Source organism: Bradyrhizobium sp. OK095 (assembly GCF_900109945.1).
Classification (GTDB): domain Bacteria; phylum Pseudomonadota; class Alphaproteobacteria; order Rhizobiales; family Xanthobacteraceae; genus Bradyrhizobium.
This window is the reverse complement of record NZ_FOBX01000007.1, coordinates 399,893-423,559: the sequence shown is the minus strand read 5'-3', so window position 1 is coordinate 423,559 and position 23,667 is coordinate 399,893. Positions and strand designations below refer to the sequence as shown.

At 63.5% G+C, this 23,667-nt stretch carries 29 protein-coding genes, 1 tRNA gene and 1 pseudogene; 20 read left to right on the top strand and 11 right to left on the bottom strand.

The window, feature by feature from the left end:
- Window positions 1–5: 5 nt before the first annotated feature.
- The gene (locus BMW89_RS21020; RefSeq protein ID WP_092028884.1) at window positions 6–1,187 is read right to left on the bottom strand and encodes a GNAT family N-acetyltransferase; all 1,182 of its coding nucleotides are present in this window, start codon (window positions 1,185–1,187) and stop codon (window positions 6–8) included.
- Window positions 1,188–1,316: 129 nt separating this feature from the next.
- On the opposite strand from BMW89_RS21020, the gene BMW89_RS21015 reads away from it, so the two are divergent.
- Window positions 1,317–2,360, top strand: a complete 1,044-nt coding sequence (locus tag BMW89_RS21015) for a polysaccharide deacetylase family protein (RefSeq protein ID WP_092028883.1) — start codon at window positions 1,317–1,319, stop codon at window positions 2,358–2,360.
- On the opposite strand, the gene BMW89_RS21010 is transcribed toward BMW89_RS21015, so the two are convergent.
- Entirely contained in the window at window positions 2,350–2,571 is a 222-nt protein-coding gene (locus BMW89_RS21010; protein ID WP_092028882.1) for a DUF2842 domain-containing protein, read from the bottom strand. The genes BMW89_RS21015 and BMW89_RS21010 overlap by 11 nt on opposite strands.
- A gap of 94 nt (window positions 2,572–2,665) precedes the next feature.
- Here BMW89_RS21010 and BMW89_RS21005 point away from each other — a divergent pair, with 94 nt between their 5' ends.
- Complete coding sequence (locus BMW89_RS21005; protein WP_092028881.1) at window positions 2,666–3,748, top strand: COX15/CtaA family protein; 1,083 nt, start codon at window positions 2,666–2,668, stop codon at window positions 3,746–3,748.
- A gap of 19 nt (window positions 3,749–3,767) precedes the next feature.
- Here BMW89_RS21005 and BMW89_RS21000 read toward each other — a convergent pair whose 3' ends face one another.
- Window positions 3,768–4,112: a hypothetical protein gene (locus tag BMW89_RS21000; RefSeq protein ID WP_092028943.1), complete on the bottom strand. Its 345-nt coding sequence runs from the start codon at window positions 4,110–4,112 to the stop codon at window positions 3,768–3,770.
- A gap of 148 nt (window positions 4,113–4,260) precedes the next feature.
- On the opposite strand from BMW89_RS21000, the gene BMW89_RS20995 reads away from it, so the two are divergent.
- The gene (locus tag BMW89_RS20995; protein WP_092028880.1) at window positions 4,261–4,860 is read left to right on the top strand and encodes an ADP-ribosyltransferase domain-containing protein; all 600 of its coding nucleotides are present in this window, start codon (window positions 4,261–4,263) and stop codon (window positions 4,858–4,860) included.
- A complete protein-coding gene (locus BMW89_RS20990; protein WP_092028879.1) occupies window positions 4,861–5,046 on the top strand; it encodes a hypothetical protein in 186 nt (61 codons plus the stop codon).
- A gap of 65 nt (window positions 5,047–5,111) precedes the next feature.
- Here BMW89_RS20990 and BMW89_RS20985 read toward each other — a convergent pair whose 3' ends face one another.
- The 3 genes from BMW89_RS20985 to BMW89_RS20975 all read right to left on the bottom strand — a co-directional run bounded on the left by BMW89_RS20985 (window position 5,112) and on the right by BMW89_RS20975 (window position 7,965).
- Window positions 5,112–6,392 carry an O-acetylhomoserine aminocarboxypropyltransferase gene (locus tag BMW89_RS20985; protein ID WP_092028878.1) on the bottom strand — a complete coding sequence of 427 codons (1,281 nt, stop codon included), beginning with the start codon at window positions 6,390–6,392 and terminating at the stop codon, window positions 5,112–5,114.
- Between the two features lie 138 nt (window positions 6,393–6,530).
- Window positions 6,531–7,115: a CoA-binding protein gene (locus BMW89_RS20980; protein WP_092028877.1), complete on the bottom strand. Its 585-nt coding sequence runs from the start codon at window positions 7,113–7,115 to the stop codon at window positions 6,531–6,533.
- A 25-nt stretch (window positions 7,116–7,140) separates the two neighbouring features.
- Window positions 7,141–7,965: an enoyl-CoA hydratase gene (locus BMW89_RS20975; RefSeq protein WP_092028876.1), complete on the bottom strand. Its 825-nt coding sequence runs from the start codon at window positions 7,963–7,965 to the stop codon at window positions 7,141–7,143.
- 86 nt (window positions 7,966–8,051) lie between these two features.
- Here BMW89_RS20975 and BMW89_RS20970 point away from each other — a divergent pair, with 86 nt between their 5' ends.
- The 6 genes from BMW89_RS20970 (at window position 8,052) to BMW89_RS20945 (ending at window position 11,752) form a co-directional block, all read left to right on the top strand.
- On the top strand, window positions 8,052–8,480 hold the full coding sequence (locus BMW89_RS20970) for a PaaI family thioesterase (RefSeq protein ID WP_092028875.1): 429 nt from the start codon (window positions 8,052–8,054) through the stop codon (window positions 8,478–8,480).
- Between the two features lie 158 nt (window positions 8,481–8,638).
- Complete coding sequence (gene rplM, locus BMW89_RS20965) at window positions 8,639–9,103, top strand: 50S ribosomal protein L13 (protein ID WP_092028874.1); 465 nt, start codon at window positions 8,639–8,641, stop codon at window positions 9,101–9,103.
- 2 nt (window positions 9,104–9,105) lie between these two features.
- Window positions 9,106–9,585 carry a 30S ribosomal protein S9 gene (rpsI, locus tag BMW89_RS20960; RefSeq protein ID WP_092028873.1) on the top strand — a complete coding sequence of 160 codons (480 nt, stop codon included), beginning with the start codon at window positions 9,106–9,108 and terminating at the stop codon, window positions 9,583–9,585.
- A 229-nt stretch (window positions 9,586–9,814) separates the two neighbouring features.
- On the top strand, window positions 9,815–11,047 hold the full coding sequence (locus BMW89_RS20955) for a GGDEF domain-containing protein (RefSeq protein ID WP_092028872.1): 1,233 nt from the start codon (window positions 9,815–9,817) through the stop codon (window positions 11,045–11,047).
- 57 nt (window positions 11,048–11,104) lie between these two features.
- On the top strand, window positions 11,105–11,341 hold the full coding sequence (locus tag BMW89_RS20950; protein ID WP_092028871.1) for a hypothetical protein: 237 nt from the start codon (window positions 11,105–11,107) through the stop codon (window positions 11,339–11,341).
- Between the two features lie 114 nt (window positions 11,342–11,455).
- Window positions 11,456–11,752, top strand: a complete 297-nt coding sequence (locus BMW89_RS20945; RefSeq protein WP_080136963.1) for an antibiotic biosynthesis monooxygenase family protein — start codon at window positions 11,456–11,458, stop codon at window positions 11,750–11,752.
- A 4-nt stretch (window positions 11,753–11,756) separates the two neighbouring features.
- Here BMW89_RS20945 and BMW89_RS20940 read toward each other — a convergent pair whose 3' ends face one another.
- On the bottom strand, window positions 11,757–12,896 hold the full coding sequence (locus BMW89_RS20940) for an AI-2E family transporter (RefSeq protein WP_092028942.1): 1,140 nt from the start codon (window positions 12,894–12,896) through the stop codon (window positions 11,757–11,759).
- Between the two features lie 262 nt (window positions 12,897–13,158).
- On the opposite strand from BMW89_RS20940, the gene BMW89_RS20935 reads away from it, so the two are divergent.
- From BMW89_RS20935 to BMW89_RS20920, 4 genes are all read left to right on the top strand, one after another.
- Entirely contained in the window at window positions 13,159–13,932 is a 774-nt protein-coding gene (locus tag BMW89_RS20935) for a gamma-glutamyl-gamma-aminobutyrate hydrolase family protein (RefSeq protein WP_092028870.1), read from the top strand.
- 213 nt (window positions 13,933–14,145) lie between these two features.
- Entirely contained in the window at window positions 14,146–14,754 is a 609-nt protein-coding gene (locus tag BMW89_RS20930; protein ID WP_092028869.1) for a hypothetical protein, read from the top strand.
- Window positions 14,755–14,891: 137 nt separating this feature from the next.
- Window positions 14,892–15,170, top strand: a complete 279-nt coding sequence (locus BMW89_RS20925) for a type II toxin-antitoxin system HigB family toxin (protein WP_244547639.1) — start codon at window positions 14,892–14,894, stop codon at window positions 15,168–15,170.
- Between the two features lie 9 nt (window positions 15,171–15,179).
- Window positions 15,180–15,557, top strand: coding sequence for a helix-turn-helix domain-containing protein (locus BMW89_RS20920; protein WP_092028867.1), 378 nt, complete (start codon window positions 15,180–15,182; stop codon window positions 15,555–15,557).
- 7 nt (window positions 15,558–15,564) lie between these two features.
- On the opposite strand, the gene BMW89_RS20915 is transcribed toward BMW89_RS20920, so the two are convergent.
- Complete coding sequence (locus BMW89_RS20915; RefSeq protein WP_092028866.1) at window positions 15,565–16,542, bottom strand: GlxA family transcriptional regulator; 978 nt, start codon at window positions 16,540–16,542, stop codon at window positions 15,565–15,567.
- Window positions 16,543–16,690: 148 nt separating this feature from the next.
- On the opposite strand from BMW89_RS20915, the gene BMW89_RS20910 reads away from it, so the two are divergent.
- Window positions 16,691–16,954 carry a tautomerase family protein gene (locus tag BMW89_RS20910; protein WP_092028865.1) on the top strand — a complete coding sequence of 88 codons (264 nt, stop codon included), beginning with the start codon at window positions 16,691–16,693 and terminating at the stop codon, window positions 16,952–16,954.
- A gap of 215 nt (window positions 16,955–17,169) precedes the next feature.
- Here the strand turns inward: BMW89_RS20910 and glnA are convergent, their stop codons facing one another.
- Both glnA and BMW89_RS20900 read right to left on the bottom strand, forming a co-directional pair.
- Window positions 17,170–18,579: a type I glutamate--ammonia ligase gene (glnA, locus tag BMW89_RS20905; protein ID WP_092028864.1), complete on the bottom strand. Its 1,410-nt coding sequence runs from the start codon at window positions 18,577–18,579 to the stop codon at window positions 17,170–17,172.
- 153 nt (window positions 18,580–18,732) lie between these two features.
- Window positions 18,733–19,071, bottom strand: a complete 339-nt coding sequence (locus BMW89_RS20900) for a P-II family nitrogen regulator (protein WP_007603495.1) — start codon at window positions 19,069–19,071, stop codon at window positions 18,733–18,735.
- A gap of 380 nt (window positions 19,072–19,451) precedes the next feature.
- Here BMW89_RS20900 and BMW89_RS20895 point away from each other — a divergent pair, with 380 nt between their 5' ends.
- From BMW89_RS20895 to BMW89_RS20880, 4 genes and pseudogenes are all read left to right on the top strand, one after another.
- A complete protein-coding gene (locus BMW89_RS20895; RefSeq protein WP_092028863.1) occupies window positions 19,452–20,951 on the top strand; it encodes an NAD(P)H-hydrate dehydratase in 1,500 nt (499 codons plus the stop codon).
- Window positions 20,951–21,414: pseudogene (locus BMW89_RS20890) on the top strand (GNAT family N-acetyltransferase). The gene BMW89_RS20895 and the pseudogene BMW89_RS20890 overlap by 1 nt, the downstream one beginning before the upstream one ends.
- A 9-nt stretch (window positions 21,415–21,423) precedes the next feature.
- A complete protein-coding gene (locus tag BMW89_RS20885; protein ID WP_092028862.1) occupies window positions 21,424–21,720 on the top strand; it encodes a type II toxin-antitoxin system RelE/ParE family toxin in 297 nt (98 codons plus the stop codon).
- Between the two features lies 1 nt (window position 21,721).
- Window positions 21,722–22,009 carry an addiction module antidote protein gene (locus BMW89_RS20880; RefSeq protein ID WP_092028861.1) on the top strand — a complete coding sequence of 96 codons (288 nt, stop codon included), beginning with the start codon at window positions 21,722–21,724 and terminating at the stop codon, window positions 22,007–22,009.
- Window positions 22,010–22,013: 4 nt separating this feature from the next.
- On the opposite strand, the gene BMW89_RS20875 is transcribed toward BMW89_RS20880, so the two are convergent.
- A complete protein-coding gene (locus BMW89_RS20875) occupies window positions 22,014–23,327 on the bottom strand; it encodes a multicopper oxidase domain-containing protein (RefSeq protein ID WP_092028860.1) in 1,314 nt (437 codons plus the stop codon).
- 153 nt (window positions 23,328–23,480) lie between these two features.
- On the opposite strand from BMW89_RS20875, the gene BMW89_RS20870 reads away from it, so the two are divergent.
- Window positions 23,481–23,565, top strand: a tRNA-Leu gene (locus BMW89_RS20870).
- Window positions 23,566–23,667: the final 102 nt, after the last annotated feature.

The window sequence follows — 23,667 nt, the reverse complement described above, 5'->3', positions numbered from 1 at the left end:
ACTTCTTACCCGAACGCCTGGCGCAGCCGTCGCGCCAGATCGAACAGCATCTGGTTCTGCTTCACCAGCCGCTTGCCGTGGCTCAGCGAGGACATCGCCATCGCCGCGAGTTTTCCGCGCGAGGTCAGCGGAACAAAGCTGTCAAAGATGTCCTCGTCGCCCTTGCAGAACATCCGCTTGTACTCATCCGAGCCGATGCCGAGGTCGAGCGAGCGATAGCCGCGCTCGGCGTAGCGATCGATGATGTAGCGCATCAGGATCAGGCCGGGGCTGTAGCGGGCGTGTTCGGACATCGTGTAGGTGTTGAACATCATCGAGAAGCGCTGGCCGTCGGCGACGCCGGCAAAGATCGCGATCACCTCCTCGTCGCATTCGAGCGCGTGGATGTCGATGACGCGGCCTTCGCCGCGCGGCGCCAGACACGCGCTGCGGATGAACTGCTCGACACCAGGTTCGGCGAAGACGTTCGGCAGCTTCTGCTCCGCCATCCGCGCCGGCTTGACGCGGAAGAACCAGTCGAGCAGGCGGGTGACGTCCGCGTCGGTGGTGGCGAGGTGATAGCGGTAGCCGGCGAGCGCATGGAGCTTCTTCTCCTTGCTCTTGAGGCGGCGGCGGAAGGAATTGCTGATCCGCGATGCGGGCGGACCGCCGGGCTCCATCGCCAGCAGCGGGCAGCCATTGATCGCGCTCTGGCGCGGGAGAGCCGCAAACGGGTTCTGCTGGTCGTGCCAGCGCAACGGCTGCTGCGTCAGCGCCAGCACATCGACATGCTCGCGCAGCGGCGCAAGCAGTGCGTCGAGATCGGCTGCACCGAGCTGTGCCGCGAATTCGGCGTCCCACAGTCCCATGTTGAAGGTGGTGTGCTTGCCGCCCATGAAGCAGGCCGTGCGCACACCGTGGCTTTGGCGCAGCGAAAGCGGCAGCAGCAGCAGCGGCTGGCGCTCGGCGTCGCGAGCAATGACGATGAAGGGGCGTGAGCCTTCGCAGCCGCCGACCAGTCGTTGCCACGGGCTGAGCAGGTCGAAGCGCTGGTAGGGCGTGAAAAGGTGGCCGCTCTCCTCGAGCGCGCGCCAGACGGCTTCGGCCTCGCCGAGATCGGTGACGATGTCGACATGCGCGATACGGCTCGCTTTCGACCGCGCGGGCGCTTCTGCCGTCCGGCTTTGCATCGCCGCAGCCATGGTCATTCGCGAAACCTGTCGAGAAAACGAAAAATACGTATCTGGGCCCGTGGCCGACCTTTGCAAAGAAATGTCAACAAAGGGTAATGACTATGGGCGAGGGAACACGTCGCCGGCGAGCGCGAAGGTGGGATATTGGCATCCGACGACAGATGGCTGGAACGGCTGCGCCTTGAGCTGACCTGGTTCACCGGTCAGGCCGCGCTGCGCAGCCGTGGGGCCGGCGCCATATTGCGCTTTGCGCATGTGCGGCCACGGCGACGCGGCGCGTTTCAGCCGCTGCGCGAGCACGAGATCACGCCGCAATTCCTCGACCGCGCCATTCGGGCGCTGAAGCGCTGGAACTACGACATTATCGGCATGGACGAGGTCTGCCGGCGCGCGGTGACGCTGCCGGAGACGCGGCGCTTCGTGGCGCTCACCTTCGACGGCGCCAACAAGGATCTCATCAGCTTCGCCTATCCGGTGCTTACTCGCCACGGCGTGCCCTTCACGATCTATGTGCCCACTGCGTTTCCCGATGGCGTTGGCGAGGCCTGGTGGCTCGGGCTTGAGCAGGTGATCGCACGCGAGAGCCGCATCAGCCTGATGATGGGCGAGAAGGAGCAGCGCTTCGTCGTCACGGATAATGCCGAGAAGCAGGCGCTGTTCGCGTTCATCGAGAGCTGGCTGCGCTCGCTGCCGCCGGCGGATCTGTCGGCCGCGATCGCCGATCTCTGCACGCGCTACCGGATCGATCTCGCCGCGCTCTCGCGCGAGGCGTCGATGAATTGGGAGGATCTGGCGCAGCTGGCCGCTGATCCGCTGGTCACGATCGGCAGCGCGACCGTGAACTATCCGGTTTTCGCCAACATGAAGGACGCAGCCGCGTTGCGCGAGATGACGATGGGCAAGGCGGTGGCGGAATCGGCCTTCCACCGCGAGATCACACATCTCGCCTTTCCGTTCGGCGATCGCTCGTCCTTCCGGCGCAGCCACGTCGTGATGGCGGAGGAGGCCGGCTTTGCCAGCGCGGTGTCGACGATCCCGGGCATCGTGGACGCGGAGGGGCGCACCAATCTGCACGCGCTGCCGCGGGTTTCCTGGGACGGGCGCGTGCGCTCGCTGCGCATGTTGCGCGTGCTGGTCTCGGGTGTCGCGTATGCGCCGGTGAAACCGACGGGCGGCGCTACGAGCTAGATTTGACGCGATCGGGCCGCTGCATCCAGCTCACGATCGGCATCGCCGGCAACACCCAGCCCATGCCGACCACCACGTAATAGATCGCCTGCCGCCAGCCGGAGTCGGCGATCCACGGCATCTGCGCAGCCGCCATGCCGAGCAGGGCCCAGACGGTGGCGAGCACCAGGAGCAGGATGGCGCCGAGGAACTTGCGGGTGCGGATCGTCATGGTGGAATGCTGCGGCTTTCGCGTAACTTGCGCTGTGGGAGCGGGGGACTATAAGGGGCACGCAGTCCGGTTCAAGCCCTGGTTTTGCCCTGAAATGACGACCGTTTCCGCTCCGATCAAGTCGCATCGCGCCGTGCGCTGGTGGCTGATTTCCGTGGCCGCGCTGATCGCGCTGATGGTGCTGGTCGGCGGCGCGACACGCCTGACGGAATCCGGCCTCTCGATCGTCGAGTGGAAGCCGGTGACGGGCAGCGTTCCGCCGCTGTCGGAGGCGCAGTGGATCGACGCGTTCGAGGCCTACAAGAAGATCCCGCAATATCGCGAGCTCAATGCCGGGATGTCGCTCTCCGAGTTCAAGGAGATTTTCTGGTGGGAGTGGAGCCATCGGCTGCTCGGCCGCTTTATCGGGGTCGCTTATTTGCTGCCGTTCCTGTTCTTCCTGTGGCGCGGCGGTCTGTCGGGTGAGCTGAAGCGACGGCTGTGGCTGCTGTTCGGGCTCGGCGGGCTCCAGGGCGCGGTCGGCTGGTGGATGGTGGCCTCGGGCCTGACGGAACGTGTCGAAGTCTCGCAATATCGGCTGGCGACGCATCTGGTGCTCGCGCTGCTGATCTTCGCCGGCATCGTCTGGACGGTGCGGCGGCTCGCCGAACGGCCGCCGATCGCAGTCCCTGCGCGACTGCGGGTCACCAGCGCGTTGCTGCTCGTCGTGACCTTTGTGCAGATCTATTTCGGTGCGCTGGTCGCGGGTCTGCGTGCCGGGCGCGCCTACAACACCTGGCCGCAGATCGACGGCGCGTTCATTCCGTCGGCGGAGCGGCTGTGGTTCGAGACGCCGTGGTGGCGCAACATGTTCGACAATGTGCTCACCGTGCAGTTCGAGCACCGCATGACCGCCTATGCGCTGTTCGCGCTGGCGGCGCTGCATGCGTTCGACGCGGTGCGTTCGCGTGCAGGCCTGGCTGCGCGTGGCGCGCTCTGGCTGTTGGCGGCCGTGAGCGTGCAGGCGGTGCTCGGCATTCTCACGCTGCTCAACCAGGTGCCGATCGACCTCGCGCTGTCGCACCAGGCGGTGGCTATCGCAGTGCTCACGCTTGCGGTGATGCAGGTGGAGCGGCTGGCCTCACGGCAGCCTACTGAGACGCAGCCGCGCGTGGTTCCGCTTGGTCAGCCCGGCTGATCACTATCAGCCCGGCTGATCAGCAATAGCCGTAGATGCCGCACGAATAGGGCAGGCGCCAGAAATAATCGACCTGCTTCCCGCCGTAATACGAGCCCTGATAATCGTAGTCCCAGGGGCGGCCGTAATTGCCCGGCAGCGTGTGGGCGCCCGGCAACAGCGGCGTGCCCGGGAGGTTGCTGATGTAGCTGCCGATGCCATAGGCCGGCGAGATCAGTGCATCCGGATCGGTCTCGACATAGACCTTTGGCGGCTCCTGCGGCGAAGCGGCGGCCCGCCGCTTCGGTGTGGCCGGCAGATCGGCGGCAAGCGCATTTGAGACCGTCAGCATCGCCGCAAGGGCAGGCACCATCCAGCGCAGCATCGTCGGCTCCGAATCAGGTTTGCGCAGCAGCGCCTGCATCGCGCAGCCGGTAAATTGCTCCCTTACCTACTTGTTAATTGGTTAGCGTCTCGTTAATAACAGCTATTGCGTGTGACTTTCAAACGTTCATCTTTTGGGTGCAAGTCGCGTGGGTGGCGCAGAATTCCTCGACGCGTTGCAGCGGTTAATTGGCGTCGATGAGACCGCGAGATGTCTGCGGAAGATTTGCAATAAGCACGCTCTCGACGACATGTTTCACGGTGAAATGACCAACGCGGAGGCGCTCGCCTTCTATGTCTACTCGACGGCCAACGGTTGGCACACTTACATAAACGAGCAACTTTGGTCGGGAGAGCCTGCGCCCGAAGTCCGAGCATTTGCAAAGATGTTGAACTCGGGTCTGAACAAGATTGTTGCCATCGCCGGCAGTCAGGGAACAGTCTACCGGGGGTACTCCGTTACGAATTTGGAGGCCTTTGCTGCACACTACATGCAGAGCGAGATTGTCAGATTTCCTGCCTTTACGAGCGCTTCATTCGCCGAGTCTGGAGCATTCGGTGGGAACGTGTTGTTTATCATTCGGGCGTTAAGTGCGAGAGCGATCTGGTGGCTCACGCCTAACTTTCATGAAGAAGAGGCGTTGCTTCCTACAGCTTGCGTGTTTCGGATCGTCGATCGGGAATTTCAGTCAGTCGGGGGCAAGCCCGTCAAGCTCGTCGTCGTCCTCCAGGAGATCAAAGAGGCCTAGATGACCGATCGAAAAGATGACCGACCCGACGCAAAACTCACCGCGCAGCACTTGGCCGACAGCGTGTCTTCGGGCCGGATAACGCCGGCTGAGGCCAAAATCATCGAGCGCTTTTTTTCGGTCAAGCCAGAGTCCAACTGGCCGGCATCCCGACTTCAGCAACGCATGCAAAGTTCGGGCGGCTGACGGGACCTCTGTCCCGTCATAGCAATGGCCCGGGACAAGCCCGGGCCTCCGCCGCGTAGCCCGCCTTACGCGCTCAGCGCCTGCTCCAGGTCCGCGATCAGATCTTCCTTGTCCTCGATGCCGATCGAGAGCCGGACCACGTCGGGGCCGGCGCCGGACTTCACCTTGGCGGCGTCATCGAGCTGGCTGTGCGTGGTCGAAGCCGGGTGGATGACCAGCGAGCGGGTGTCGCCGACATTGGCGAGGTGCGAGAACAGCTGCAGTTTCGACACCAGGCTGACACCTGCGTCATAGCCGCCCTTCAGGCCGAAGGTGAACACGGCGCCCGCGCCCTTCGGCGCATATTTGCGCGCGAGCTGGTTGTACTTGTCGCTCGCAAGGCCCGCATAGCTGACCGAGGCCACCGCCGGATGGCCGGCGAGGAATTCGGCGACCGCTTTCGCATTGTCGCAGTGCTTCTGCATGCGCAGTGGCAGCGTCTCGATGCCGGTGAGGATCATGAAGGCGTTGAAGGGCGACAGTGCCGGCCCGAGGTCGCGCAGGCCGAGCACGCGGCAGGCAATCGCGAAGGCGAAATTGCCAAACGTCTCCTGCAAGCGGATGCCGTGATATTCGGGCCGCGGCTCCGACAGCATCGGATATTTGCCGCCCGTGGACCAATCGAACGTGCCGGCATCGACGATGATGCCGCCGAGCGAATTGCCATGGCCGCCCAGAAATTTCGTCAGCGAGTGCACGACGATGTCGGCGCCGTGGTCGATCGGACGGATCAGATAGGGCGAGGCCAGCGTGTTGTCGACGATCAGCGGCACCCCTGCTTTCCGCGCCACCGTCGAGATCGCCTCGATGTCGGTGATGCTGCCGCTGGGATTGGCGATGGACTCGATGAAGATCGCCTTCGTGCGCGGCGTCACCGCGCGCTCGAAGCTCGCAATGTCATCGGGATCGGCCCACACCACGTTCCAGCCAAAACTCTTGAACGCATGCGTGAACTGGTTGATCGAGCCGCCATAGAGTTTTCGCGCGGCGATGAACTCGTCGCCAGGCTGCATCAGTTGCTGGAGCACCACGACCTGCGCGGCATGGCCTGAGGCCACCGCAAGCGCGGCCGTGCCACCTTCGAGCGCGGCGACGCGCTCTTCCAGCACCGCATTGGTGGGATTGCCGATGCGGGTATAGATGTTGCCGAACGCCTGCAGGCCGAACAGCGATGCCGCGTGGTCGGCGTCGTTGAAGACGAACGACGTCGTTTGATAAATCGGAGTGGCGCGCGCACCGGTGGTGGGATCGGGCTGTGCACCGGCATGCACGGCGAGGGTTGAAAATCCCGGAAGGCGATCGCTCATTGGGGCGTCCTATGTCTTGTGGCTTGAAATCGCGCGGCATGCTGATCGGCGTCGCGGCTGCCGTCAAGCCGCCGCTTCACATCGAAATGATCTTGCTACGCATTGTCGCGTTCGCGAAATGAATGCTTCGCGATTGCGTCAGCTTTGCTCGGTCTTGTTTTTTGCAGCGCGATCGGAGGCCGCAGTGTCGCCGCCGCCGACGCTCATCCGATTGAGGGACAGCCGCATGCCTTGTGTCGGCGCCGGCGCGCGCTTCGAACTGAGCGTGCGCGAGTTGACGCCCATCCAGGAGATTTCGGACGACAAGCGGCCATACTCGATCTTGGGGCAGCGGTTCATCACGACCTTGATACCGACCGATTCTGCTTTCAGAGCCGCCGCTTCGTCACGGGCGCCAAGCTGCATCCAGATCACCTTCGGCAGCGGATCGAGCGTGAGGGCTTCCTCGACCACGGGCATGATGTGGCTGGAGTTGCGAAAAATGTCGATCATGTCGATAGGACCCTCGATGTCGGACAGCGAGGCGACGAACGGCTTTCCGAGCAGGTCCTTGCCGACATGGCCGGGATTGACCGGGATCATGTCGTAGCCGCGCTGTGCCAGATATTTGAACGCGAAATAGCTCGGCCGCACATTCTGCGGCGAGGCACCGACCATCGCGATCGACTTCACGCTGTTGAGGATGGCGCGAATGTAATTGTCGGGATAGGCGTCGTGATTCATTGTTGGTCTTTTCTTGTTGACGGGGTCACTCATCCCGCCATGTCGGCGTGCGCTTCTCGATGAAGGCGCCGATGCCTTCCTCGGCGTCGCGGGCCATCATGTTCTCGGTCATCACCTCTGCCGCATAGCGATAGGCGTCCGCAAGGCTCATCTCGGCCTGGCGGTAGAACGCCTCCTTGCCGAGCTTGACGGTGTAGGCGGATTTCAGCGCGACCTGGTCGGCCAGCGCAATCGCGGCATCGCGCTCGGTGCCGGCGGCGACGACGCGATTGATCAGCCCGATCTCGCGGGCGCGTGCGGCCGTGACAGGTTCGCCCGTGAGCAGCATCTCCATCGCCTGCTTGCGCGGGACGTTGCGTGACAGCGCCACCATCGGCGTTGAGCAGAACAGGCCGATGTCGACGCCGGGCGTGGCAAAGCTCGCCGCTTCCGAGGCAATCGCGAGATCGCAGCTTGCGACGAGCTGGCAGCCGGCTGCGGTCGCGATGCCCTGGACCGCAGCGACCACGGGCTTGGGCAGATGCACGATCGCCTGCATCATCGCGCTGCAGGCAGTCATCATCTCGGCGAAGAAGGAGCGGCCGCGATCGGGGTCAGTGCGCCGCGCGGTCAGCTCCTTCATATCGTGGCCGGCGGAGAAGGCGGGACCGTTGGCTGCGATCACGACGCCACGGACCGCCTTGTCGTCGCGGATCTCGTTGAGCTCGGCATGCAGGCTTGCGATCATCGCCGCCGACAGGCTGTTGCGGGCGGCCGGGCGGTTCAGCGTCAGGACCGCAATGGGGCCGACCATTTCGCGCAGCAGAATTGGCGGTTGCGGGGAGGGGGCGCGGGCGGCCTGGGCGGACATCGAGGCGTTTCCGATTGGATTATTGCGTTTGGATGACGCAGATAACTTAATGTAACAGGGGATGTGAAGCGAGGGTGAGGCGAAGCATGGCGTTAGCGAAAATGAGCGTGGCGGAGGTCGAGCAGTTTCTCCGCGACGAGTTTCCCCAGGCCTTCAGCGGCGACGACATCACGATCGAGAGCGCGGACGGCCAGACCTGCCTTTTGCGCCAGCGCTACAGCGAAAGGATGCTGCGGCCGGGCGGAACCGTGTCCGGTCCGACGCTGATGACGCTGGCCGATTTCGCCATGTACGTGGTGCTGCTGTCCGCAATCGGGCCGATTGGGCTCGCGGTCACCACCAATCTCAATATCAATTTCCTGCGCAAGGGGCTGCCCGGGCAGGACGTGCTGGCGGAGGCCCGGCTTCTCAAGCTCGGTAAGCGCCTGGCGGTCGGGGAGGTGAAGCTCCTGTCCGGCAGCTCGCCGGATCCGATCGCCCATGTCACCTCGACCTATTCCATTCCAAATGTTTGAACTTTTTGAGGGTAATATAACACCATATTTTTAAGCTATTGATTTTAAACGACTTATTTCCATCTTCGGGCATTGACCGTTGCGGGTCTCTTCTCTAGAAAACCGCTCAGTCCGGTGCGGTGTTCGCGCCGATGCTCCCCGTCCACGGAAACTCTGACATGAAAACCTTTTCGGCAAAGCCGGCTGAGGTGACGAAGAAGTGGGTGCTGATCGACGCCAAGGGTCTGGTCGTCGGCCGCCTCGCCACCATCGTCGCCATGCGCCTGCGCGGCAAGCACCTCCCGACCTACACCCCGCACGTTGATTGCGGCGACAACATCATCATCATCAACGCGCAGCATGCGGTCCTCACCGGTCGCAAGCGCGAGCAGAAGACCTACTACAAGCACACCGGTTACGTCGGCCACATCAAGGAGCGCACCGCGCGCCAGATCCTCGAGGGCAAGCATCCCGAGCGCGTGCTCGAGAAGGCTGTCGAGCGCATGATCCCCCGTGGTCCGCTCGGTCGCGTCCAGATGGGCAACCTCCGTGTTTACGGCGGCGCCGATCATCCGCACGAGGCCCAGACGCCCGAGAAGATCGACATCGCCAAGTTGAACCGCAAGAACACGAGGGCCGCATAATCATGGCCGAATCCATTCAGTCGCTCGATCAGCTCTCGCAGCTCAAGACCGTCGTCGCTCCCGACGCGCCCAAGCATGAGAAGAAGGTCGACAAGTTCAACCGCGCCTACGCCACCGGCAAGCGCAAGGACGCGGTCGCCCGCGTCTGGATCAAGCCGGGCGCCGGCAAGGTCACGGTCAACGCGCGCGAGGTCGAGGTCTATTTCGCCCGTCCGGTGCTGCGCATGATGATCGAGCAGCCGTTCTCGGTGGCTGCGCGTTCCGGCCAGTACGACGTGGTCTGCACCGTCGCCGGCGGCGGTCTGTCCGGTCAGGCCGGTGCTGTCCGTCACGGCATCTCCAAGGCGCTCACCTATTTCGAGCCCGAGCTGCGTACCGTGCTCAAGAAGGGCGGCTTCCTGACCCGCGACTCGCGCGTGGTCGAGCGCAAGAAGTACGGCAAGGCCAAGGCCCGCCGGTCCTTCCAGTTCTCGAAGCGTTAATCGCTTCGGTCACATTCGCCGCGAAAGCGGCTTCAATGAGATGCAAAAGGGCGCTGATTTCAGCGCCCTTTTTGCTGTTCGTTTGTACGCAAATTGATGGCGTGTTTCCCGAAAACTTGGTCTTGCTTGAAAACCTGAATGGAACCCGCCGGACATAGCGTCGCATTTGGAAGGGCGCGCAAATCGGATGTACCGGTCGCGTAACTGCTATGTTTAAGAGGGGGCCGACATGATGTCGCTCGATAGCATCACGCTCTATTTGGTTGCCACCATGGTTGCCGCACTGCTCGGCGCCATGATGGTGTTCTTTGGCAGGCAGGAGAACAGTCCTGCGCTGAAATGGTGGGGCACCGCGTATCTCCTCGGCGCCGCTTCCGTTGCGCTGTGGACTGCGGCCGGCGACAAGCTCGGCTCGCATCTTTACCTTGCGCTGAACGCAGTCGGCTTCGTCGCCTGCGGCATGGTGTGGAACGCGGCGCGCGTCTTCCACGGCCGCAAGCCGAACTGGCCGGGCCTCCTCGTAGGCGCTCTCGGCTGGGCCGCGGCCGCCACGCTGCTCGATCCCACGGCGTCCATGCTGCGCATGATCGTCGGCGCCGGCATCGTCTCGGTCTATGCGGCGTTGACCGCGAGCGAACTCTGGGTCGAACGGCGCAAGAGCCTGCAACGGCGCTGGCCGGCCTTCGTCGTGCCGGTGATGCACGGCTGCGTGCTGATGCTGCCGATCCTGCTCGGCAGCTTCCTGCGCCCGTATGATGCCGGTTTCTCCACCAGCATCTGGGTCACTGTATTCGCGGTCGAACTGGTGCTCTATGCCGTCGGCACCGTGTTCGTGATCTTCATGCTGGTGTCCGAGCGTACGGTGACCGCGCACCGGACCGCCGCGTCGACCGATCCTCTGACCGGCATGCTCAACCGCCGCGGTTTCTCGGAAGCCTGCGGCCGTGTGATCGAGCGCGAGGCCAAGGCCGGGCGTCCCGTGACCGTGATGATCTTCGACATCGACCATTTCAAGTCGATCAACGATCGCTTCGGCCATCCCGCCGGCGACGAGATGCTGAAGCTGTTCTCGACCGTCGTCGTCAACAATCTACGCATGACCGACATGTCGGGCCGGATCGGCGGCGAGGAATTCGCCGCCCTGCTGCCGTGTTCGCTGGAGGAGGGCGTGCTGGTCGCCGAGCGCGTGCGCGAAGCGTTCGAGACCTCCGGCGTCGTGGTCGATGAAGGTCCGGTGGATACCACCGTCAGCATCGGCGTCGCCGGTGGTCCGGCCGGCACCGAGCTCGAGGTGCTGCTGGCCTCGGCCGACACCGCGCTCTACCAGGCCAAGCGCGGCGGTCGTAACCGCGTCGAGGCGGCGGAGGAGCTGCCGCTGTCGCTGGAGAACTGGCGCCGCCAGAGCGCCGCGCGGATCGGTGTGCCCAAGGGACAATCCAAGACACAGCCGGCGACGGCCTGATACGCGGGGGCCTAGCGGTAATCCCCTGTTTACCATTCGATCCCTACCATTGCGGTCATGGAATCGATCCGTCGACAGAACCCGCAGGCTGCCCTGATGTCGCTCGAAGCTCACGCTGCTTCGGCACGTGGCGGCTTCGCCTGTCTGTTCTCGACCGCGGACGAATACGAGACGGCGCTCATCGCCGAGCGCCGCGCCCAGGGGCGCTATACCCAGAGCCGCAGCTATTGGCCGATCGCGCTGTTCGCCGGCTGTGCGCTGGTCGTGGCGGCCACGGTGCTGCTGTTCGCCTGAGTGATCTGCATTTTTGGACCTTGTTTTGGACTTGGCAGGGCGCCGTTTCGGCGCCTTTTTCTTTGCCCGCAGCTGCGGTAGACACGCCCATCGAACAATAAAGGGTGGAAACCGATGATCACCGAGATTGCGCAAATCGACGTCAAGCCGGGCAGCGAGAAGGATTTTGAGGCCGCCGTCGCCAAGGCCAAGGCCGCCTTCGGCCGCGCCAAGGGCTTTCACGGTTTTGAGCTGCACAAGTCGATCGAGAAGCCGCAGCGTTACCGGCTGATGGTGAAATGGGCGACGCTGGAAAACCATACCGTCGATTTCCGCGGCTCCGAGAACTTCACCGAATGGCGCGGCCTCGTCGGCCAGTATTTTGCCGCGCCGCCCGAGGTCGAGCACACCGAGACCGTGCTGACGACTTGAAGGGTTAAGCCGCCTCCGCCAAAGGCGGCGCCTCATACGTCTTGAAATGGTCGATCATGACCTTGGCGATGGCGACGAGGGGCAGCGCCAGCGCGAGGCCCCAGATTCCGAACACAACGCCGAGCAGGATCTGGAACGCGAACAGTGTCGCCGGCGGGATGTCGAGCGCCTGCCGCTGCAGGATCGGCGTCAGCACATAGCTCTCCATGGCGTGGACGCCCATGAAGAGGATGAAGGCCGACAGCGCCGGGATCCAGCCCGAGGCGAGGCTCGCGAGCACCACGACGACGCCGGCGATGATGGCACCCACGGTCGGGATGAAGGCGAGCAGGCCGGCCTGGATCCCCAGGATGAACGAGCCGGGGATGCCGATGATGGCAAGTCCGATCCAGGTCACCGCGCCGACAGCAAGCATGACGACGATCTGCGCGACCAGCCAGCGCTCCAGCGTCTCGCCGATGCGGTCGATGATCAGGGCGATGCGGGTGCGATGCTTCGCCGGTGCGAGGAATAGCAGGCCATCGTGATAGACGCTGGGCTGGGCGGCGAAGGCGAGCCCGAGAAACAGCACGATGAAGATGTTGCCGACGGCGCTGATCGCGCCGAACAGCAGCTTGAAGGTCTGGCTCACGATGGCCCCGCCACTTGAGGCGAGGGCACCTGCGCCGGACAACCCGCTTTTTGGCGCGGCCCCGGGCGAGGGGCTGGAATCGGCCGGTGTCGCGTCTGGGGAGGCGGGCGCCGAGCTGCCGAAGTCGAAGAAGCTGGTGTCGACGCCGTGGCTGTCGAGGAAGGATTTGACGTTGGCAAGCTGCGACTTGATGGTTTTGCTGAGCAGCGACGCCTGATCGGCGATGGTTGCGCCGCCGAGATAGGCCACACCCGCAAGCATCAGGGCCAGCGCCACGCAGACTATCGCGAGCCGGACGGCATGCGGCAGGTGAACGTGGCGGCCGAGCGCATTGGTCAACGCGTTGAGGCCGAGGCCGAGCAGTACGCCGGCGAAGATCAGGAGCACGGTGGCCGCGAAATACCAGGTTAAGACCAGCAGCGCGGTGAACAGCACCACGCCAATGCCGCCGACCGAAATTGCCCAGGCCAAGTCGTCGCGGCTCCGGGGCCGTTCATTTGCAGGAATTGTCACATCATGTCCTTGCGGCAGCTGGCGGGCACTCTTTCGCGAAATCCTGCCGAGGATCAAGCCGGGCCGCGCCCGGTTTGAAGCGATTGCGGCGCCTTTGGCCAACGCCGTGGGCGCGAAGTGGTGCCATAACGGCCCTTGGCAGGACCTAGGGAGGCATTTGCGCGAAAATAGCATTGCCGTCCCGCGATCCCTTCTGTTGAATTTGTTCCATCGGAGGGGCATGTTTAGAGAATCTTTTTCGGCAAGGAGGTCGGAACGGGAGATGAGAAAGCCGGTCGTCGGCGTAATCGGGAACGCCACTCGCATCGAGAATCGATTTCAGGTGCAGATGGTCGGCGAGCGCAATCTGCGCGCCGTGGCCGAGGTCTCCGGCGGCTTGCCGATGATGTTCGCGGGCTCGCCTGATATCACTGATATTAGCGCGCTGCTCGACGTGGTCGACGGGATCGTGCTCACCGGCGCCCGCGCCAACGTCCATCCGACTCGCTTTAATGTCGATCCGTGTGAGCGGCACGAACCCTACGATATCCATCGCGATGAGGTCGCGCTGGCGCTTTCGGTCGCCTGCGTCGCCCGCGGCGTTCCGCTGTTCGGCATCTGCCGCGGACTGCAGGAGATGAACGTGGCCTTCGGCGGCTCGCTGCACCCCGAGATCCGCGAAATCCCCGGCCGCATGAACCACCGCATGCCCCGGCTCGAGAACGGCGAGATCCATCCCGATCCGACCGTGGTGTTCGCCGACCGTCACGACGTCGACCTGACGCCGGGCGGCGCGTTCGCAAGACTGCTCGGCTGCGAGAAGATCAGGGTCAATTCGCTGCATGGCCAGGGCATCCTCGATCCCGGCAAGCGCGTGCTGATCGAAGGCGTCGCCGAAGACGGCACCATCGAGGCGATCCGCATCGCGGAAGCCCCGACCTTCGCGCTCGGTGTGCAATGGCACGCCGAATACGACCCGCAGCAAAATCCGATCAACCGAAAGCTGTTCCAGGCTTTCGGCGAAGCCCTGGTCGAACGCCAGCGCGCGACGGCGTGAGCCGCGCGCGGAGAGGGGAGTTTGGCGCATCTCTCCAGCGGCATCGTCATTGCGAGCGCAGCGAAGCAATCCAGAGTCTTTCCGCGGTGGCAGTCTGGATTGCTTCGCTGCGCTCGCAATGACGAGGAGGAAGCACTATCGCGATTCGAGTTGTGCCGGATCATCCGGGCGCGCTACGTTTCAATTCGGTTTTGAAATTGGAATTGCAGCCCGATGATACGCAATATTGCCGCCGCCCTTGTCCTGCTCGCTTCCCCCGCATTCGCCCAAACCGCCCCGCCGCAGGAAGGCCCGGTCACTTGCGCTTCACCTGTTGCGCCTGACGACACCGAACGAAGCCTGAAACAGCGCTTCGGCAAGGAGGCCGTGGTGGAGGACCTGCCGGGCGCCGAGGGCGAGAAATACAAGGGCGTCGTGCTGTTTCCGAAGGCGATGGACCGCCGCATCGAGGTCGCCTTCACCGACGACAAGGCCAAGCGCGCCTCCGGCTTGACCTTGCGCGACACCGCCAGGACCAGCCGCTGGAACGTTAGCGGCGTCACGATCGGATCGAGCCTTGCGGAGGTGCAGAAGGCCAACGGCAAGCCGTTCATGGTCAGCGGCTTCGAATGGGATTATGGCGGCTTCGTCACCGACTGGAAGGGCGGCGCGCTCGTACGCCCATTGCAGGGCGGCTGCACGGTGACGATCCGCTTCGGCAAGAACGCCGCCGCGCCGAAGTCGCTGCTTGGTGACGGCGTGAAGGCCGCCTCCGACAACGCGGCGCTGGTGAAATGGGCGCCGGTGGTCACGGAGATCGGGGTGAATTTTCCGGATAAGTGACGACGTGGAGACCTCGGGTCACAGACTGGCGCGAGTATCATTCGGGCTCCAACTATCGGCCCCTGCGCATCCAACCTGCTTGACGGCATGTTCCCAATATGGGAATGTATCTCGTGAGGATCATAAAGCAATCCACATTGGCCAAGTTCGTTGCTGCAAATCCCAAGGCGAAGCCTGCGATTGCCCGATGGATCAAACTCGTGAGGGCCGCCCAATGGACTTCGATGAACGACATCCAAATGACCGTACCCGGGGTGGTTGTTCTGAATGGACAGCGAGCGCGGTTTGAAATTGCGGGCGGCAATTTCCGTCTGATCGTCGCATTCGCATTCAAGCATCAAATTGCGTTCATCAAGTTTGTCGGCACGCATGCGGAATACGACAAGATCGATGCTCTGACGGTCGCGATGTACTGAGGAGGCGCTATGGATATCCATCCTATTCGGACAGAAGCGGACTACGATGCCGCTGTCGCCGAGATCCAGAGGCTCTGGGACGCAGAGCCCGGAACCGATGACGGCGACAAGCTCGATATTCTCGCGACGCTCGTTGAGAAATACGAGGCCGCGCATTGGCCGATCGATACGTCGCGCCTGGATCCCATCGATATGCTGAACTATTTGATCGACGAGGGCGGCCATACTCAGGCAGAGCTTGCGGACTTGTTGGGCTCACGCTCACGTGCGTCCGAGATATTGAACCGAAGGCGTGCGCTGACCGTAGAGATGATCTTCAGGATCAGTGAGGCCTGGAAGGTGCCGGCCGAGATTTTGGTCAAGCCGTATCGTCTGAAGGCGGCCTAGCGGAAGTTTACGCCGCCCGCTCCATCCGCCGCGCGCGATAGGCCTGCGGCGACATCAGGGTCAGCTTGCGGAACGCCTTGCGAAAACTGCTCTCGTCTTCATAGCCGGCTGCGCGTGCGATGGTCTTGACCGGTTGGGTCGTCGTCTCCAGCAGCGTGCGCGCATGCTCGACGCGGCGGCGCATGATGAAGGCCTGCGGCGGCTCGCGCGTGAGCTCCTGAAACTTCCGGTTCAGCGTGCGCTCGCTGAGGCCGAGCGCGCTTGCAAGGCGCTTGACCGTCATCGGGCTCTTGCCGGTGCGGCGAACCAGCAGGTCGGCTTTGGTCAGCATCGGGTCCTGCGAGAGCAGATAGCCGACCGGCATGAAGATCGATTGGGTACGCTGGGCGGTGTCGATGACGACATAGTCCGCACAGAGTTTTGCGATGTCCTTGCCGTCGACGATCTCGATCAGGCGGAGCAGGAGATCGACCCACGACATCGGGCCGGCCGCGCAGACGATGCGGTCGGCCACGGTGACGACCGCGTCGGCGGCAAGGTCGACGGCGGGGTGACGCTGCCGCAGCTCGCCTTGCAGCCACCAGGTGATGGTGGCGCGGCGGTTGTCGAGCAGGCCGCTGCCTGCCAGCAGGAACACGCCGCTGCAAAACGCGCCGATCAGCCGGCCGTTCGCATGCTGCCGCCGCAGCCAGGCGCCAGCGCGCGCATATTGCGGTTGCAGGCGCTCGGCCGTGACGTGATCGACGAGGTTGCCGGGGACGAGGATCGCATCGAAGCTCGCGCGCTTGCCGATCGCGCCATCGACCGTGACCATCTGGCCGCCGCCGGCGCGCACGTCGCTGCCGTCGAGCGAGAGCGTCTGCCAGGTGAAGCGGGGTCTTGCCTCGCTCTGCTGCATCACGTGATTGGCGATCGACAGGATGTCGGCGACGCCGGCGATCGCCGAGTGCATGCAACCTTCCAGTGCGAGAATTGCGAGCTTCATGGGATCTCCCGACTGCCGCGATCCTATCCGATCAGGCCGGGCGATGCGTGGCGGAAATTGCCCGATCTCTGTCTTATCCGCCACTGCCTCGCCGGGCTTGCCAGGTCCAAATTCGCTCCGTCGTCACACGACATGATTGGAGAGAGACATGCCTTACATCACCATTTCCACCGTCCGCGGAATTCTGGACGCCGCGCAGAAGAAGACGCTGCTCGAACGCGTCACCGACCTGATGGTCGAGGTCGAAGGGCACGGCAGCCCGGAGTTCCGCAAAAATATCTGGGTCCGGATCGAGGAGCAGGAGCCATCGCACTGGTCGCTCGGCGGCATGCAGCCGACGAGCGAGATCATCGCGAGCACGTTCGGCGCGATCGGGGCCGATGGGGTGCGGGTCGCAAGGCCCAAGCCGTAGAGCGATAGGACTGCGTTCGAAATATCCTGGACGGAATAAACCAATCAGCAAGAATTGGTGCACGCCGATTTTCGCGACTCCGATTCGTTCTTTGAGAACGAAGTGGAGTCAGATGCAGAACGAAAGTTGACGGCTTTCAGTCTCCGCATCCCATGCCCAAAACAAAAAGGCGCCCCGAGGGGCGCCTTTCGCGTGTCGTGTCCTGTTCGAGCGGCTTAGCCCGAATAGTACATGTCGAACTCGACCGGATGCGGGGTCATTTCGAAGCGGGCGACTTCGGTCATCTTCAGCTCGATGTAAGCGTCGATGAAGTCGTCGTCGAACACGCCGCCGGCCTTGAGGAAGCCGCGGTCCTTGTCGAGGTTTTCCAGCGCCTCGCGGAGCGAACCGCAGACGGTCGGGATCTGCTTCAGCTCTTCCTTCGGCAGATCGTAGAGGTCCTTGTCCATCGCCGGACCCGGATCGATCTTGTTCTTGATGCCGTCGAGGCCGGCCATCAGCATCGAAGCGAAGCCGAGATAGGGGTTGGCGAGCGGATCGGGGAAGCGGACCTCGACGCGCTTGGCCTTCGGGTTCGACGTGTAGGGGATGCGGCAGGAGGCCGAGCGGTTGCGCGCGGAATAGGCGAGCAGCACGGGAGCCTCATAGCCCGGGACCAGACGCTTGTAGGAGTTGGTCGACGGGTTGGTGAAGGCGTTGATCGCCTTGGCGTGCTTGATGATGCCGCCGATGTAGTGGAGGCAGGTCTCCGACAGGTCGGCGTATTTGTTGCCGGCGAACACCGGCTTGCCGTCCTTCCAGATCGACTGGTGCACGTGCATGCCCGAGCCGTTGTCGCCAAAGATCGGCTTCGGCATGAAAGTGGCGGTCTTGCCGTAGATGTGCGCGACCTGGTGGATGCAGTATTTGTAGATCTGCATGTGGTCGGCCATCAGCGTCAGCGTGTCGAACTTCATGCCGAGCTCGTGCTGGGCGGAAGCAACTTCGTGATGGTGCTTCTCGACCTTGACGCCCATCTTGGCCATGGCGCCGAGCATTTCCGAGCGCATGTCCTGCACCGAGTCCTGCGGCGGGACCGGGAAGTAGCCGCCCTTGGTGCGGATGCGGTGGCCGAGATTGCCGCCTTCATATTCGGTGTCGGAGTTGGTCGGCAGCTCCGAGGAGTCGAGACGGAAGCCGGTGTTGTAGGGGCCCGACGAGAAGCGCACGTCGTCGAACACGAAGAACTCGGCTTCGGGGCCGACGAACACGCTGTCGCCCACGCCCATCGACTTCACCATGGCTTCCGCCTTCTTGGCGATGCCGCGGGGGTCGCGGTTGTAGGGCTCGCCGGTGGTCGGCTCGAGCACGTCGCAGGTGATGACCATGGTGGTCTCGGCGAAGAACGGATCGATCGTCGCGGTCACCGGGTCCGGCATCAGGCACATGTCGGACTCGTTGATCGCCTTCCAGCCAGCGATCGAGGAGCCGTCGAACATCGTTCCTTCGGCGAAGATATCTTCATCGATCATGCTGATGTCGAACGTCACATGCTGCCACTTGCCGCGCGGATCGGTGAAGCGCAGGTCGACGTACTTAACGTCGTTGTCCTTGATCGATTTCAGGACGTCTTTGGCGGTCTTCATGCATACCCCTTTTGGCTCTGCGGGTCGGTTTCCAGATGAGCAAAATTATTCTCGCTTTTGGGCGAGTTTTGCGCGACCGCATAAACGAAATCAGGCCGCCGAAGCAGCCTTATTTCTTGTCAGAGTGTCGCAAAATGCGGGATAGCACCCGGCTCAGATAGCGTCCAGCCCGGATTCGCCGGTTCGGATGCGGATCGCCTCTTCGATGTTGGAGACGAAAATCTTGCCGTCGCCGATGCGCCCGGTTTGCGCGGCGCGGCGGATCGCGTCGATGGCGCGCTCGACCAGATCGTCGCCGATCACGATCTCGATCTTCACCTTGGGCAGGAAGTCGACGATGTATTCTGCGCCGCGGTAGAGCTCGGCGTGGCCCTTCTGGCGGCCAAAGCCCTTGGCTTCGGTCACGGTGATGCCTTGCAGGCCGACTTCCTGAAGCGCTTCCTTCACCTCGTCGAGCTTGAATGGCTTGATGATGGCTTCGATTTTCTTCACTGCGCGCCTCCCGGCCTTATCGAACAAATAGCAACGTCTTCGTCAGGATGCGCTTTTCTTAACGCACGATCTTGTCTTCGCTATGCCGGGATGCCTGACCAGCCCAGCGGCGGCCGGTCACACCCTGATGAATGCCAGTGAGCGCGACGAACCGAAGCGGCTTCCTCGAAAGCAGGGTCTATGCCAAGTTGCAAATGCCCTGATTATTGGAGCGTTATCAGCCTTTTAACGAGCGTCCCTGATAGGTGGGGCCGACCGGCCTAAAATACCTCAGACCACGAAATAGGCAAACAGTTCAATTTCTGTGCAGGTCACTGTTCCGGTGTATGGATCGGCACGAAACGTGCCTGTTGTAAAGGCGTTTGGGCTAGGGAAGTGGCATGGAAGTTCTGACCAACGCTGAAATGCAGCGCGCCGACCAGCTCAGCATCGCGGCCGGCACGCCCGGCTTCAAGCTGATGCTCAGCGCGGGCCAGGCGGTTGCTGCGGCCGCCAATGCGCTGGTGGAGGAGGGGCCGATCCTGATTGTAGCCGGCCCCGGCAACAATGGCGGCGACGGTTTTGTCGCAGCCGCCGAACTCGCCGCCCAGGGCCGTGAGGTCTCGATCATCCTGATGTGCGAGCGCGACCAGCTCCAGGGCGATGCCGCCTCCGCCGCGCGCGGCTGGAAGCATCCGGTGCTCCCGTTCAATCCGCAGGCGATCGGAAAGCCGGCGCTGATCATCGATGCGCTGTTCGGCGCGGGCCTCAGCCGTCCCGTCGAGGGCGAGGCGCGCGCGATGATCGAGGCGATCAACGCCAACGGTGCGCCGGTGCTGGCGGTCGATCTGCCAAGCGGCATCAACGGCACCAGTGCGGCCGTACTCGGTGTTGCGGTCAACGCCGCCGAGACCGTCACCTTCTTCCGCAAGAAGCCGGCGCATCTGTTGCTGCCGGGCCGGATGCATTGCGGGCATGTGCGTGTCGCCGACATCGGTATCGACGCACAGGTACTGGACGAGATCAGGCCTGCGATCTTCGAGAACGATCCGGATTTCTGGGGCGCGGCCTTTCCGGTGCCACGCATCGACGGCCATAAATACGCGCGGGGGCATGTGCTCGCGGTATCAGGTGATGCGGCCGCGACCGGTGCTGCGCGGCTCGCCGCGCGGGCGGCGCTGCGCGCAGGCGCGGGCCTGGTGACATTGGCAACGCCGCGCGATGCGCTCGTGATCAACGCAAGCGCGCTCACCGCGGTGATGGTTCGTCCCGTCGACACTGCGATCGAGTTCGGCGAGCTGCTCGGCGACAAGCGCTACAACACTTGCATCATCGGCCCCGGCACGGGCGTCGGCGACCGCACCTGCGATTTCGTCCACACGGCGCTGAGCGCGCAGCGGCATCTGGTGCTAGACGCGGATGCGTTGACGAGCTTTGCCGCGAATCCCGAGCGGCTGTTTGAATCGATCAAATTTTCGGGGGATAATGCGGTGGTGCTGACGCCGCACGAGGGTGAGTTTCCGCGCCTGTTCTCCGACCTCAGCAACAAGAATCCGGGCCGCTCCAAGCTCGAGCGCGTCCGCGCCGCTGCCGAGCGCTGCGGCGCGGTGGTGCTGTTGAAGGGCCCGGACACCACCATCGCCGCGCCCGACGGCCGCGCCACCATCGCCGCCAACGCGCCGCCCTGGCTCGCCACGGCCGGCGCCGGTGACGTGCTTGCCGGCATCATTGCAGGCCTCCTTGCGCAAGGCGTGCCGGCGTTCGAAGCCGCCAGCATCGCCGTCTGGATGCATGGCGAGGCGGGCAGCGAGGCCGGGCCGGGCCTGATCGCGGAGGACCTGACCGAGACGCTGCCGGCCGTGCACCGGCGGATCTATGGTGCGCTGGGGGTAGAGTACTAGTGCTCAGGCAGCTTGCGCTCGCCGACATGGGCGCAGCCGCGCAGGTCCATCGGATGGCGTTCGACCAGGCGATGCCGTGGCTCGTTGGGCTGCATACGCCGGAAGAGGACCGCTGGTTCTACCGCGAGCGTGTCTTTCCGACATGCCCGGGTGGGGCCGCTTCGACGATGACGAACTGATCGGGATCATCGCTTTCCACGACGACTGGGTCGAGCAGCTCTACGTGCTTCCGGGTGCCCAGGGCCGCGGCGTCGGCACCGAACTCCTCGACGTCGCTAAAGGCGCCTTCGAAAGGCTTGAGCTCTGGACTTTCCAGCGCAATTCGCCAGCGCGGCGTTTCTACGAAGCGCGCGGATTTGCTCTGGTCGAGCAGACCGACGTAGCGCGGAACGAGGAGAGGGAGCCGGACGCTCGTTATCTCTGGACCTGCAAACCACTTGATCTGCGACCGACTGTAGTCTAAAAACTACAGGTGGTCGAACTCAAGCAAACTGAGACTTTTCGGAAGTGGCGATCGCGTCTCCGGGATGAGCGTGCCAGAGCGCTGATTGCGTCGCGATTGGATCGGTTGGCTCAAGGGCACGCCGGTGATGCCGAGCCGGTCGGCGATGGAATAAGCGAACTGCGCATCCATCACGGCCCCGGCTATCGCATCTATTTTCAGAAGCGGGGCAGCACAATCGTGGTTCTGCTGTGTGGGGGCGACAAGAGCACGCAGGTGAAAGACATCAAGGCGGCCAAGCGCCTTGCCGAGATGTGGAGCGAATGAGATGGGCGAGAAGCTGACGACTTACGATCCGGCCGAGGACCTGCAGTCCGATGAATCCATTGCTGTGTTCATGGAAGAAGCGTTCAAGACCGAGGACGCGGCCTATATCGCGCATGCGCTTGGCGTCGTCGCCCGCGCCAAGGGGATGACGCAAATCGCCAAGGAGACCGGCCTCTCTCGTGAACAGCTCTATCGCTCGTTCAGCACCAACGGCAATCCGACGCTCAAAACGACGATCGCGGTGATGAAGGCGCTCGGAATCGAACTGACGGCCAAGCCGCACGCCTAGCGCCTCACTCCACCGCATACCACCGCACCAAGCGCGGCGCCGCCCAATCCGCCACGACCGATTCGATCAGCCATCGCCCGGGTGAGGTCACAGCGAAGGCGATGCGCTGGGTCTGGCCGGGTTCGATCGCCAGCGTGTCGAGCCAATAGGGCTTCCAGCCGTCGTCGAGCTTGTCGAGCAGGCGGAAATGGTGGCCGTGAAGGTGGAAGACAGTCGCGACCGGGCCGGGGTTCTTGAGGGCCAGTACGACGGTGCGGCTGGTCTTGGCGCGGAACGTCGGGGCGGAGGCGGTCGAGAAATTCGCTGGCCGCGTCCAACCTGCCTCGGGTGCGCCGAGCGCGACATCGAACCGCAGGGCGCCTCTCAGGTCGAGCTTCTCGGGCAGGTCATTCAAGGGGAGCGGCTGGGGAGGCAACAGCGGCGGGCGATCCAGCTTGCCAGAGATCGCAAGGCTTCCGATCTGGCGTGCCTCCTTGCCGTCATGGAGCAGGAATGGAGCCGATGTGGCCGCATCCACAAAGGCGTCGACACGCGCGCCGGGGGCCAGCACCAGGGCGCCGTTGCGCGCCGGGAACGGCTCGGCCGGCTGTCCGTCGAGGGCCATGATCTGGACCTCGTGATTCTCCAATTTGATCGCCAGAACAGAGCGTTGCGAGCCGTTGATAAAGCGCAGCCGCAGCCGCTCGCCGGCGGAAGCTGAGAGTTCGAATGAAGTCTTGCCGTTGATTGTATAGAGCGCCGTCGTGGCCTTGGGGTCTCGACCCGGAGGAAGCGCAGTCCCGTCCGGCCGCAGGTGCCATTCCTCGATCAGGAGGACCACGTCACGATCGACGGCAACTCGGCTGGACTCGGCGACGATGATCGGAAGCGGACGCGCGGGGTACTTCTGGCCGTCCTCGAAGAGCCGGAAGTCGGCCAGCAGGGTCCCTGCGTTTGGTATTGAAATCATTGATGTTTCAGTCGTGTCCGGCGCCACCGGCGCGCGGCCCCGGAACTGATCTGTCATGGTCGGGGCATTGAGGCCGTACCAGACTGGTGCAAGCGGCACAGGCAGCTCGTTCCGGAACACCATTTGGCAGTTGTCAAAACGCTTGAGACGGACGTCCCCAAGGTGGCTTACAGCGGCCAGCTCCCAGATTGGTGTAGCTGGCTGACCCGGCCTCAGATCCAGGGTCGCTGCCCTTGCCTGAAGCGCAAGCTGGGCGGTCACGAGCGGGCCCGCGCCGCCGGCCGTCAGCCCGGCCGCCGGGGCTCCAAGGGAGGCGCCAAGGCCAGCCAAAACCTCACGTCTCGTCGGAGCAAAAATCCGCGTTTTCATGTGGCAATGCGGACCATGTGGCGCTGGATAAGTCCAGCAGCGACGCTTACCTCAAGCAGGCGTCTACACGGCCATTTTTTTGCTGCGAACAGGCGGGCACATGCTATAAGCCCGCCGCCCGCGGCATCGCGGCCGGTCTTGATGCAAATTTACGCGGGCGTGGCGGAACTGGTAGACGCGCTGGATTTAGGTTCCAGTGACGAAAGTTGTGGGGGTTCGAGTCCCTCCGCCCGCACCAAGCGCTTTCAGCGTTTGCACGGATTACTGAGGGGCCTCGCTCCGCGCGGATGTTTGTCCGCCTGGGGCCGGGTTCGATGAGCCACCGTCGTTGAGGCGTTTG